Source organism: Micromonospora sp. WMMD1274 (assembly GCF_049179035.1).
Taxonomy (GTDB): Bacteria; Actinomycetota; Actinomycetes; order Mycobacteriales; family Micromonosporaceae; genus Micromonospora; species Micromonospora tulbaghiae.
This window is the reverse complement of record NZ_JBMHMG010000001.1, coordinates 25,525-38,321: the sequence shown is the minus strand read 5'-3', so window position 1 is coordinate 38,321 and position 12,797 is coordinate 25,525. Positions and strand designations below refer to the sequence as shown.

Below are 12,797 nucleotides of genomic sequence, written 5' to 3'. Positions count from 1 at the left end.
TGTCTCATTCCTTCCGTGGTTCTTTTTCAGTCCCAAACCGAGGCGCAGAACGGGTGACCGGCGGGGTCGAGGAAGACCCGCCACTTCGCGTCGCCGGGCTGGTCGGCGGGTTTCGTCGCACCCAGGCGCAGCAACTCGGTCTCGGCCGTCTCGATGTCGTCGACGGCCAGGTCGAGGTGCAGTTGCTGGGGAACCGTCTGCCCGGGCCACTCCGGACGCCGGTAGTTCTCCACCCGCTGCAACGCCACGGCGACGCCGTCACCGTTGCGGAGGAACGCGCCCGACTCCGACTCGTGCACCGGCTCGAGGCCGGCTGCTTCCCGGTAGAAGGCCACCAGCGGGGCGATTTCGGAACAATCCAGTGTTACCGCCGCCAAGCGACCGACAGCCATTCACGTCTCCTGGAGATTGTCGTCCGATCGAAAGCGTGGCCCGAGCCTAGCAATCCGCCGTCGTCCACGCCACGGTTACCGGGTGTGTCGCGGCCGCCCTGCTCATTAGACGGTTGCGAATGGACAGCACACGCCGAAGGTTCCGCAGCATACCGGGGCAACCGTCGGCGGCGCCACCGTCACGCCAATCGAGTTGCTCTCACTTCGTGCTCAGAACAGCGCAGCGTCGAGCGCACTCGTCCGCCACGATTCGCCGGTACCCCAATGACCGGCGTGGAGGAGAACACGGTGGAAGGCTTCGAGATCTTCACCTACGGGGACGCCGTCGCCGACGTCTTCGACGGGACAGGATGGGCCGGTGACCCGGGCGACACCGAGGAGACGATCGAGTGGCTCGCCGAGAACTCCGGCGGCGGGCCCGTCCTCGAACTCGGCGTCGGCACCGGCCGGGTCGCCGTCCCGCTGGCCCGCAGGGGCATCGAGGTGCACGGCATCGACGCGTCGGAGGGGATGCTGACGCAGTTGCGCGACAAACCCGGCGGCGAGCTGGTGCACGTGCACGTCCAGGACTTCACCGACTTCACGCTGCCGTACAAGTTCTCCCTGGCGTACGCGGTCTTCGACACCCTGCCGTTCATCACCGACCAGGAGGAGCAGATCCGCTGCTTCCAGAAGGTCGCCGACGTCCTGGAGCCGGGCGGGCGGTTCGTGATCCAGACGTCCATCCCCGACCCGGCGCGGTACGACCGCAACCAGCGCACCCAGACCGTACGGGTGGAGAAGGACCACGTCGTGATGACGTTCACCCGGCGGGAGCGGATCTCCCAGTGCTCGTCGATCCAGTTCGCGGTCCTGCGGCCCGACGGCATCCGGTTCTTCCCGATGCGCATCCGCACCGTCATGCCGTCCGAGATGGACCTGATGGCCCGCCTCGGCGGGCTCACCATGGAGTCGCGCTGGGGCCACTGGGACGGACGACCACTGCGCGACTCCGACGAGCGGCACATCACCGTCTACCGCAAGTAGGGCGGCGGATCGGTGGAGCACAGCCAGACGAGCGCCGGCGACGCTGACCGGCGCCTTCGGGTGGTCCTGGTGCAGCAGGGCGTCTGGGACATGCCGCTGGAGTCGCTGCCGCTCGCCTCGGCGTACCTCAAGGCGATGGTGTCCGGCGACGCCGAGCTGGACGCCCGGGTGTCGGTGGAGATCTGCAACTTCCGGGGGCGGGTGACGCACGGGGAGATGGCCGCCCGGCTGTTCGCCGGCCCCCTGCCCGACGTGATCGGGTTCTCCGTCTTCGGCTGGAACCAGCGCGCCTTCGGCGCGCTGGCCGCCACCTACAAGCAGCTCAACCCGCAGGGGTGGGTGCTCTTCGGCGGCACCCACGTCAGCGCGCAGGCCGACCGCGTGTTCCGGCTCTACCCGGAGATCGACGTCGTGGTCAACGGCGAGGGTGAGCTGACCTTCCTCGACCTGCTCCGCGCCCGGCTGGCCGGCGTGCCCGCGGACGACCTCGGCGAGGTGCTGGGCATCTCCTGGCACCGCGCCGACGGCAGCGTGGTCACCAACCCGGACCGGCCCCGGATCGAGGACCTCGACGTCATCCCGTCGCCGTTCCTCACCGGAGCCGTCGAACTGCTCGACGCCGACGGCCGGTTCCGCTACGACGTCGCGCTGTTCGAGACCAACCGCGGCTGCCCGTACAAGTGCTCGTTCTGCTACTGGGGCGGCGCGGTCGGTCAGCGGGTACGCGCGTTCTCCCGGGAACGGCTGCGCGCCGAGCTGGAACTGTTCGCCCGGTGCGGCGTGCACACGGTGGTCGCCTGCGACGCCAACTTCGGCATGCTGCCGATCGACCTGGAACTCGTCGACGACCTCATCGACATCAAACGGCGTCACGGCTTCCCGCTGGCCTTCGAGAGCTCGTGGGCCAAGAACAAGTCGAAGGTGTTCTACGAGATCGTGCGGCGGATGAAGGAGGCCGGGCTGCGCAGCTCCTTCACCCTGGCCCTCCAGTCGCTCAACCCGGACGCCCTGACGCTGATGCGCCGGCGGAACATGAAGGTCAACGACTGGCGTGACCTGGTGCGGTGGCTCAACCGGGAAGGGCTGGACTGCTACGCCGAGCTGATCTGGGGTGCGCCGGGCGACACCGTCGAGTCGTTCCTGGCCGGGTACGACGAACTCGCCCAGCACGTGTCCCGCATCGCCGTCTACCCGATCATGCTGTTGCCGAACACCGAGTACGCGGAGAACAAGGAGCTGTACGGCATCGTCGCGCTGCGCGGCGACAACGACGACTTCGAGTACGTGCTCGCCCACCGCACCATGACGTTCGAGGACAACGCGGTGATGCAGCGGTTCCTGTTCTGGGCCCGGGTGATGGCCGAGAACGCCGTCCTGCGTCACTGCTGGCTGCCGCTGCGGCGGCTGGCCGGGTGGGAGCAGTCCCGGGTCCTCAACAGCCTCGCCGACTGGGCGGACACCACCTCGGCGCGGGAGGCGATCCCGTTGCGGGAGGCCGCGATGCGGGGGCACGGCGGCGGCGCGCCGGCGTACGCGGCCGCCATCGGCTACCTCTTCACCGAGGCGGACGGGCGGCGGGCGCTGGAGCTGTGGTGGCAGGAGGTGGTCTCGCGGCAGCTCGCGGACGACGTCCGCCCGTTCCTCGACGAGGTGTACCGCTACGACCTGCTGACCCAGCCGGTCTGCGATCCCGACGAGCTCCCGGTCGTCGAGATCGGCGGTGTCGAGTACTTCCACCGCCCGGACGTGACCCTGGCGTACGACGTGCCGGGCGTCCTCGCGCGGATGCGCGCCGACGAGCCGGTCTCGCTGGAGCCGGACCCGGTCCGGGTCGACATCTACTACCGCACCGGCGCCATGACCGCTGTGATGTCGACGAACCACGAGGAGATCCTGCACTTCATGGGGGAGGTGCGGAGGGCAGGCAGCCCGCTGACCGTGCCCTGACCGATCGTCGGTGTCCGGAGTGGACCGGGCGCTGCCATACTCGGCACGATGGGGTCGTCGTCGACGTGACTGTGCAGTTCCGTGTGCTGGGCCCGCCGGAGGTCGTCCGGAACGGGCGGGTCGTGCCCCTCGGCGGGCCGAAGCAGCAGGCGCTGCTGGCCCTGTTCCTGCTGCGGCCGAACCGGTTCGTCGCCGCCGACTGGCTGGTCGACGCGCTCTGGGACGCGCGACCGCCGGCCAGCGCGCCGACCACGCTGCGCACGTACGTCGCCGGGCTGCGCCGCGCCGTGGAGCCGCAACGGCCCCACCGCGAGCCGGCGCGCGTCCTGCGCAGCCACCCGCGGGGGTACGAGCTGCGGGTCGACTCCGACGCGGTGGACGCGATCCGGTTCGCCGGCCTGGTGGACCGGGCGGCGGACGCGCTCGCGGCCGGGCAGGCGGCGGCCGCCGAGCGGACGTACACCGAGGCGCTGGCGTTGTGGCGCGGCGAGCCGCTGGCGGGCGTGGCCGAGCTGGCCGCGGTGCGCCCGGAGGCGGCCCGGCTGGCCGAGCTGCGGTTGAGCGCCGAGGAGGGGCGGTTGACCGCCGCCGTCGCCGCCGGCCGGCACGCGACGCTGCTGCCGGAGCTGCGCCGGTTCGTGTCGGCGAACCCGCTGCGCGAGGGCGCCCGGGCGCAGTTGATGCTGGCGCTGTACCGCTCGGGGCGGCAGACCGAGGCGCTCGCCGTCTTCGACGAGGGGCGCCGGATCCTGGCCGGCGAGTACGGGCTCGACCCCGGTGAGCAGATCCGCGCGGTGCACCGGCTGATCCTGGAGCAGGCCGTACCGCCGGACCGGAGCAGCCCGGCGGAGGTCGCCGGCCCGGCGGCGACCGGACGCCCGGCCCCGCCGGAGCGCGACGGCGGACCGCTCGTGGGCCGGGACGCGGAGCTGGAGCGGCTGCGGGAGACGCTGGACGCGGCGACCGGGCACGGCGGGCGGGTGCTGACGCTGGTGGGGGAGGCCGGTATCGGCAAGACCAGCCTCGCCGCGGCGCTCGGCGCGCGGGCCGCCGCGACCGGCGTCCCGGTGGTCTGGGGCCGGTGCCCCGACGTCGGGCAGGCGCCGCCGTTCTGGCTGTGGAGCCAGGTGGTACGCGCGCTGGTGGCGATGCCGCAGACCGGCGCCACCGGCTCGGCGGGCCGGCTGGGCGGGTTTGCCGCCGGCGCGCCGACCGGGCCGGCGGACGGTCGCGGCCTGGACCCCACGGCGCGGTTCCAGGTGTACGAGGCGGTGGCCGAACTGGTGCACGCGGCGGCCCGGGAACGTGGCCTGCTCGTGGTCCTGGACGACCTGCACGCCGCCGACCCGGACTCGCTGCTGTTGCTGCGGTTCCTCGCCGCCGCCCTGCCCGCGTCCCGGGCGCTGGTGGTCGCCACGCTCCGGCCGTACGACGACGACCCGGCTCTGGTGGCGACCGTCGCCGAGCTGGCGCGCGGGAGCGGCTTCGGTCAGGTCCGGCTCGCCGGGCTGGACGCCTCGGCGGTCGCCGACCTGGTCCGGGACCGGACCGGCGAGGCGCCACCGGAGCCGGTGGTGACCCGGCTGGTCACCCGGACCGGGGGGAACCCGTTCTTCCTCACCGAACTGCTGCGGTCCCGGACCGGCCCGGGCGCCGACGCGGAGCTGCCGCCGAGCATCCGGGACACCGTGCGGCTGCGGCTCGCCGGACTGCCCGGCCCCACCCGGCGGTGCCTCGACCTGCTCGGCGTGGCCGGACACGACCTGGACCTGGCGGTGCTGGCGGCGGCACTGGACAGCACCCCCGAGGCGGTCGCCGATGACCTCGCCCCGGCCTACCCGGCCGCGCTGGTGGTCGAGACCGGGCCGGGCGCGCTCGCGTTCCGCCATCCGCTGATCGCCGAGGTCACCTACGCCGAGCTGGTCCCGCCGCGCCGGGCCGCGCTGCACGCCCGGCTGGCCGCCGCGTACGAGCAGTCGGCCGGCACCTCCCCGGCGGAGCTGGCCCACCACTACGGCGAGGCGGTCGGGCTGGGCCACGGCGAGGACCACCTGCGGTGGTCGCTGCGCGCCGCCGACGACGCCACCCGCCGGGTCGCCTACGAGGACGCGCTCGGTCACCTGGAACGCGCCGCGCTCCGGCTGGCCCCGGCCGCGCGGGTCACGCCCGACGCGGCGGTCACCGAGCTGACCGTCCAGTTGCACCGCGCGGCCCTGCTCCAGATGACTGTGGGCGTCGGCAGCGACGCGGTGGACCGGGTCTGCGCCCGGGCCCGCGAACTGCTGACGCTCGTGGGGCCGGACGCCGACATCCGCCACGCGCTCTGGGCGCTCGGCGAACTCGCCGCCAACCGGGCCGAGTTCGCGATCTGCGCCGACCTCGCCGGGCGGCTCGTCCGGGCGCAAGACGACGGCAGCGGGCTGATCGCCGTGGCCGGTGAGTACCTGCTCGGCGCGATCGGCTACTTCACCGGACGGCATGCCGAGGGCGAGCGGCGGCTCACCGCGGGCATCGACCGGCTGCGTACCGTCGACCGGGCGCTGCTGCGCCGCGAGGTCGGGCGGCGTCCCGTGCTGGCCTGCCACAACTTCCGGGCGCTCGTGCGCTCGATGCGCGGCGACCCGGCCGGCGCGTGGGCGGACATCGCCGCCGCCGAGGCCCTCGCCGAGGAACTCGACGACCCGTACGGCCGGGCCAACGCGGCGCTCTACGCCGCCTGGCTGGCGATGCAGGAACACGACGTCGCCGCGGCCGACGCGGCGGGGCGACGGTGCCGGGACATCGGCCGGGCCACCGGCCTGCCGCACATGACGGCGACCGGCGCGTACTTCCTGGAGTGGGCGGCCGCGCGCGGCGGCGACCCCGGCCGGCTCGACGCGATGCGCGCCGCCGCCGAGGAGTTCTACCGCCCCGGGCTGCGGTCCACCCGGACCATCACGCTCTGCGCGATGGCCGAGGCGTACCTGTCCGGTGGCCGTCCGGACACCGCGGCGACGCTGGCCGAGGAGGCGCTGGCGCTGGCGGACCGGGTGGGCGAGCGCGTCTTCGTCGCGGAGCTGCACCGGATCCGCGGCGCGGCCCGGCGCGACCGCGCGGAGTGGGACCTCGGCGCGCGGATCGCCGCCGACCAGGGAGCGGCTCTGCTGCTGCCCCGGTTCGCCTCCTTCTGACCGGTGTGTAGGCCCGCCTCCACGCCGTCTCCACACCCCTTCCACAGCGGGCTGGTGCCCTGACCGGTGCCGGGCGGCGGAGAGCCGTCCGGGACCACGTTTTCGAAGGGGCGCCACGATGGGATCAGTTCAGCCGCCGGCTCACCAGGAGGTCCAGGAGGTCGAGGTCGCCGTCATCGGCTGCGGGCCGGTGGGCGCGCTCACCGCCAACCTGCTCGGCGCCCGCGGCGTCACCACGCTCGTCGTCGAACGCAGCGCGGCCCCGCACGGCCAGCCGCGGGCGTTCTCCTGCGACGACGAGGCGCTGCGCATCTACCAGCAGGCCGGCCTGCTCGACGAGGTACGCGACGAGATGGTCGCGCCGCCGCTGGTCGAGTACGTCAACGGCGCGGGCCGGGTCTTCGCCCGGATGAGGCTGTCCGAGACGGACTTCGGGTACGGGCACGCGCCGCTGCGCTTCTTCGACCAACCGCGACTGGAACGCACGCTGCGCGCCAGGCTGGACCGTTTCCCGCACGTCCGGCTCGCGCTCGGCACCGAGCTGGTCGGCCTCACCCAGGACGAGGACGGCGTGACCGTGCTGCTGTCCGACGTGGCCACCGGGCAGCGGCGGGCGGTCCGCGCCCGGTACGTGCTCGGCTGCGACGGCGCCCGCAGCGCCACCCGCGCCGCCGTCCGGATCCCGCTGTCCGGGGCGAGCTACGCCGAACCGTGGCTCGCGGTCTCCGGCGACGTGCCGCCCGGCGCGGTACGGGTGCCGGACACCACGTTCGTCTGCGACTGGCGGCGCCCGGCATTCGTCTCTCCGGGCGCGGCCGGCAGCTACCGGATGGAGTTCATGCTGCGCCCGGGCGAGACCGAGGACGAGGTGCGGCGGCCGGAGAGCATCGCCGCGCTCGTCTCCCCGTACGTCGACCCGGACCGGTTCACAGTCACCCGGGCGGTGGTCTACACCTTCCACCACCTCGTCGCGCAGCGGTGGCGGGAGGGGCGCGTGTTCCTGCTCGGCGACGCGGCGCACCAGATGCCCCCGTTCATGGGCCAGGGCCTGTGCAGCGGCCTGCGCGACGCGGCGAACCTGTCGTGGAAACTGTCGCTGGTGCTGTCCGGCGCCGCCGACCCCGCCGTGCTCGACACGTACGAAACCGAGCGGCGCCCGCACACGGTGGAGATGGCGCGGACGAGCGTCCGGCTGGGACACGTCTTCCTCGCCCGCAACCGGATCACCGCCGGGCTGCGCGACACCGCGCTGCGGGCGGTCCAGACGATTCCCCGGGTACGGCGGTTCGTGGAGCGCTTCGAGTTCAAGCCGGTCCCGGCGTACCGGCGGGGCCTGATGGCCGGCGGGCGGCGCGACGGCGTGGTCGGGACGATGTTCCCCCAGCCGCGCGTCCTCGTCCCGGGTGCGCCCGGCGAGCGCCTGCTCGACGAGGCGCTCGGCGACGGCTTCGTCGTGCTGGGCCGCGCCGGCGTGGACAGCCCGCCCGGACCGCTGTGGCAGCGGCTGCCGGTGCGGTTCGTCGCGGTCCACCCGCCCGGCACGCCGCTCGCCGGCCTGCCGGACTCGTCCGGGGGCCGGCCGGGCCGGGTCGACGTCGTGGACGCCGACGGCGTGCTCGGCGGGTGGCTGCGGCGGCACGGCGCCGAACTGGTGGTGCTGCGGCCGGACCGGTTCGTGTTCGCGCTGGTGCGGCCCGGCGGCGTCGAGCACGCCGCCCGGGACCTGTCGGCCGCCCTCGGCGCACCGCCCGAAGAGCCGGGCGAGCCACGCTCGGAAAGGCCGGAGGCGGCACCCGCCCGGTGACCGGCTCGCCGTCCGGACACGGGCGGCACGACCGACGGCGACGCCATCGGCTCCCGTCGACCCATCGAGACCTCTCATCTCCTCCGACGACTGTGTGCAGCCGTGCCCTCCGGCCGGTGCGCACGGAAAGGTGACAGTGATGCGATCAGGAAGATCCGGCCCGTGGGCCGGCGCGATCGCGGCCGCTCTGGCCGTGGCGTTGCTCGGCCCCGGGACGGGCGTGCCCGGCGCGGCGGCGCCGGTCCGGGCCGCCGGCCCGCCGGGAGCGGGCCTCGCCGCCGGCTGCGAGACGTTCGGGTTCACGGCGATGCCGGCGGTCGCCGGGATCGCCGCTCCTCGTGACGTCGAGGCGGTCGACACCAACCAGAACGGCTTCGACGACCTGCTCGTCGCGTCGGCGAGTGGTGACGGCGACGTGCACCAGCTCATCGCCGTCGGCAACGGGACGTTCCGCACGTCGCCGACGCCCGGTGGCCGGCCCGAGGTCTATCCCGTTTCGGGCACGCCGCGCCGCATCGCCGTCGGCTACTTCAACCGGGACGCCAAACCGGACTACGCCGCCGCCACCACCGAGGGGGTGAGCATGTGGTACGGCAACGCCGGTACCGACCCGAGGTTCGGGCCGGGCGGACTCCTGCTGGACGGTCGTAGCGTGGCGGACGTCGCGGTGGCCGACTTCAACGGTGACCTGCGGCCCGACCTCGCCGCCGTCGACCCCCGGATCCAGTCCGAGCCGGACGACGACCGGGTGGTGGTGATCCGCAACCTCAACGGCAGCCTCGACGACCGGTTCCTCCTCGGCGACCAGCCGTCGTACGTCCGCCCCTACCTGCTCGCCGCCGGTGACCTGACCGGCAACGGCGTGCCCGACGTGCTGCTCAGCAGCTACGAGCAGGGCACGGTCTCGGTGATCCGTGACGGCAGGAACAGCCCCGCGCCCCGGCTCGAAGGGCTGGGCGAGGCGTTGCAGCCCGTGATCGCCGACTTCGACCTCGACGGCCGGCTCGACGCGGCCGTCGCGATCCTCGGCGAGGACCGGATCCGGTTGTGGAGCGACTTTCGCGATCCGCCGTCCGGCGGCTTCCCGCCGGCGCCCCGGGAGCTGCCGTCGCTGGACCTGGGGCCGCTGACCCCGGGACGTGAGGGCCCGCACGACGTGGACGTCGCCGACGTCAACCGGGACGGCCGTCCGGACCTGGTGGTGGTCGGCTACGCCAGCCGCGCCGTCTACGTCTTCCCCGGCAACGGTGACGGCACGTTCGGCAGCCCGGCGGTGCTCGCGGCGGGCAGCCGGCCGGTGCAGGCGGCGGTGGGCCGGTTCGACAACAACCAGTCCCTCGACGTGGCAGTCCTGGACGAGGTCGACAACACCCTGCGCGTCTACCTGAACACCTGCACCGCGCCCGGGCCGAACCTGACGGTGAGCGGGGTTGAGGCCACCCAGGTCATCCAGGACCTGGGCAACTCCGTGGACCTGGTCGCCGACCGCCGCACTGTCGTGCGGGCGTACGTCGGCACCGACGCGGCGACGCCCGCGGTGACGGCCGCCCTGCACGGGTTCCGGCCCGACGGCACGTCGCTGGGCCCGCCGGTCGCCCCGGCCAACCCGGGCCGCCTGCTGGTGCCGGACCGGACGGTAAGGCGCGGACAGCTGGGCGGCGGGTTCCTGTTCGAGCTGCCCACGCAGTGGACGAGCGAGGGAGAGGTCACACTGCGGGTCGAGATCAACCCGGACCGCCGCGTCACCGAGCCAGACCACCTGGACAACGTGGCCGAGCGCACGGTGCGCTTCCAGGCGTCCAAGCCGGTGCGCGTCAAGCTGATCCGGTTCGGTTACCAGCGCGACGGACGGACCGTGCTGCCTCCCGAGTCCGACCTGGACCGGGCCGAGTCGCTGCTGCGGCGCACGCTTCCGACGAGCCGGCTGGAGGTCACCCGCGCCGACCACCGCGACGACCACCCGTTCCGCTGGATCGGCGACGACAGCTACTACCGCGACGCGCAGGACGCGCGTTCGGTGCTCGACCGCTACCGGCAGGCGACGGCAGGGACGCGGGAGCCCGGTGTTCACCACCTCGTCATGGTGAACCGGAACCAGATGGGCGGCATCGCCGAGAACATCCCCGGATGGGTGGCGGTGGGCGGATCGCACGATCCCACTATCATCCTGCACGAGCTGGGGCACCTGCTCGGCGCGCAGCACGTGGAGTGCACCGACGACCCCGACGACGAGACCGGGCGGCGAACCTACCCGTACCCGCGCGGCACCATCGGCGGGCCGGACCCGGCGAATCCCAGCTTCGCCGGCTACGACATCGGCGACTACTCGGTCGGGGCTCCGCGCCGGGTCGTCTGGGCACCGGACACCAGCCCGCCGGTCGCCGACATGATGAGCTACTGCCGGAACAAGTGGATCTCCGACGACCTGTGGCGGCTGTGGCGCAACCGCGTCCAGAATCCGCCCGCCCAGCAGGGCGCGACCGGTGACCTGCTGGCGCTGTCCGGCGCCGTCGGCGACGGTGACGCCACCCTCACCGGGCAGCGGCTGACCCGTACCACCCAGCGCCCGGCCACGACGCCCGGCCCGTACGCGCTGCGGCTGCTCGACGCCGCCGGGGCGACACTCGCCGAGCACCCGTTCACCCCGGCGGCGGCCACCGAGCACGCCGCGACCCGCCCGTTCCACGAGGTCGTCGACTTCGCCCCCGGCACCCGCCGGGTGACGCTCGTGGACACCCGCGCCGGGCGGAACCTCGCCACCCTCGCGGTGTCGGCGAACCCGCCCGTCGTGGCGCTGGCGGGCGACGCGCCGCCCGCGTCCGTGCCGGCGACCGGGCCGGTCACGGTGGGCTGGACGGCCGGCGACGCCGACGGCGGTCCGGTCACCGCGAGCGTCCTGTACAGCCCGGACGGCGCCGACGACTGGCGGGTGCTCGCGGCCGGGCTCACCGGGACGTCGTACACACTGGACGCCGCGCAGCTCGCGGGCACCGGCGGCGCGGCTACCGGCCGGCTGCGGGTGCGGGTCACCGACGGGGTGAACACCGCCGACGCGACGAGCGGCCCGCTCACCGTCGCCGGCAAGAACCCTTCGGTACGGATCACCGCCCCGATCGGCGGCACGTTCTTCGCCACCGGGCAGACCGTCACGCTCGCCGCGACCGTCACCGACCCGGAGCAGGGCCAACTGGACGGATCGGCCGTGCGCTGGACCTCCGACCGCGACGGTGACCTCGGCACCGGCGCCACCCGTACCCCGGGGCAGCTCAGCGAGGGACGGCACGTCGTCACGGTCACCGCCACCGACGCCGACGGCCTCCGGGCCACCGCGCGTACCGAGGTGACGGTGGGCCGGGTCCTGCCGGCCGGCGGACCGCCGACCGCGGACGCCGGGCCGGACCGGACCGCTGTCGAGGGCGACACCGTCACCCTCGACGCGACCGGCACCACCGACCCGGACGGCGACCCGGTGACCCTGTCCTGGACCGTGCTCGCCCAGCCCGACGGTGGCGGGCTCGGCGGCGGCCCGCGGCTGGAGGGCCCGGCCCGCACACCGTCGTTCCGAGCCGACCGGGCCGGCACGTACCGGCTGGAACTCACCGCCACCGACGCCCGCCACGGCACCACCACCGACACGGTGACCGTCACCGTGGCGAACCGGCCGATCGAGGTAAGCCCGATCGCGCTCGACGAGGAGCTGCGGGTGGCCGGACCGGTCACCGTGCGGGCCACGTTCACCGACCCGGGTGTGCCGGACACGCACCGGTGCGCTGTCGACTGGGACGGCGACGGTCCGGCCCCGGCCACGCCCGGGGTGGTCACCGGGGAACGCAACGAGGGCGTCTGCGTGGCCGGCGGTGAGCTGCGGCCCGGTGTGCACGTCGCGCGCCTCACCGTGACCGGCGACGACGGCGGCACCGGGCGGCAGCAGGTACGGATCGTGGTCTACGACCCGTCGGACGTCACTGTGGCCGGCTCGGGCGCGATCGTCTCACCGGCTGGGGCGCTCAGCGCGGACGTGGCCGCCACCGGGCCGGGGGAGTTCGCCTTCGTCGCGGGCCTGGTGAAGGGTTCGCCCACGCCGTTCGGCACGACCACCTTCCGGCTGCCGGACCGTGGGTTCACGTTCGCCGGCACCACGCACGAGCGCCTGACCGTCGCCGGATCGGTGGGCCGGTACCAGGGCGAGGGCACGGTGAACGGCCGGCCGGGGTACGCGTACCAGCTCACCGTCTCCGACGCGCCGGACGGGCGTGACGTGGACCGGTTCCGGATCCGGATCTGGGAGAGCGACGGGGGGCGCGTCGTCTACGACAGCGGCCGGGGCGCACCGGACGATCTCGACCCGGCGCACCTGCAACCGCTGAACCAGGGTCGCGTCGTGGTCGTCGGCTAGCCCGGTCCTCCCGCCGTCCGCCACCGAGAGGAGGCGGACGGCGGGCGGCCTCGCCCTCTCAC

6 protein-coding genes are annotated in these 12,797 nt (G+C 74.1%); 5 read left to right on the top strand and 1 reads right to left on the bottom strand.

The window, feature by feature from the left end; translation table 11 throughout:
* Nucleotides 1-26: 26 nt before the first annotated feature.
* A complete protein-coding gene (locus ACN27D_RS00105) occupies nt 27-392 on the bottom strand; it encodes a VOC family protein (RefSeq protein WP_114920719.1) in 366 nt (121 codons plus the stop codon).
* A gap of 288 nt (nt 393-680) precedes the next feature.
* On the opposite strand from ACN27D_RS00105, the gene ACN27D_RS00100 reads away from it, so the two are divergent.
* The 5 genes from ACN27D_RS00100 to ACN27D_RS00080 all read left to right on the top strand — a co-directional run bounded on the left by ACN27D_RS00100 (nt 681) and on the right by ACN27D_RS00080 (nt 12,735).
* Nucleotides 681-1,418, top strand: coding sequence for a class I SAM-dependent DNA methyltransferase (locus ACN27D_RS00100; RefSeq protein ID WP_120573732.1), 738 nt, complete (start codon nt 681-683; stop codon nt 1,416-1,418).
* Between the two features lie 12 nt (nt 1,419-1,430).
* The gene (locus ACN27D_RS00095) at nt 1,431-3,365 is read left to right on the top strand and encodes a KedN5 family methylcobalamin-dependent radical SAM C-methyltransferase (protein WP_120569418.1); all 1,935 of its coding nucleotides are present in this window, start codon (nt 1,431-1,433) and stop codon (nt 3,363-3,365) included.
* A 65-nt stretch (nt 3,366-3,430) separates the two neighbouring features.
* Nucleotides 3,431-6,535, top strand: coding sequence for a BTAD domain-containing putative transcriptional regulator (locus ACN27D_RS00090; RefSeq protein WP_421498181.1), 3,105 nt, complete (start codon nt 3,431-3,433; stop codon nt 6,533-6,535).
* 118 nt (nt 6,536-6,653) lie between these two features.
* The gene (locus tag ACN27D_RS00085) at nt 6,654-8,339 is read left to right on the top strand and encodes a bifunctional 3-(3-hydroxy-phenyl)propionate/3-hydroxycinnamic acid hydroxylase (RefSeq protein ID WP_421498180.1); all 1,686 of its coding nucleotides are present in this window, start codon (nt 6,654-6,656) and stop codon (nt 8,337-8,339) included.
* Nucleotides 8,340-8,478: 139 nt separating this feature from the next.
* Complete coding sequence (locus ACN27D_RS00080) at nt 8,479-12,735, top strand: FG-GAP-like repeat-containing protein (RefSeq protein WP_421498179.1); 4,257 nt, start codon at nt 8,479-8,481, stop codon at nt 12,733-12,735.
* The last annotated feature ends 62 nt before the right edge of the window (nt 12,736-12,797 follow it).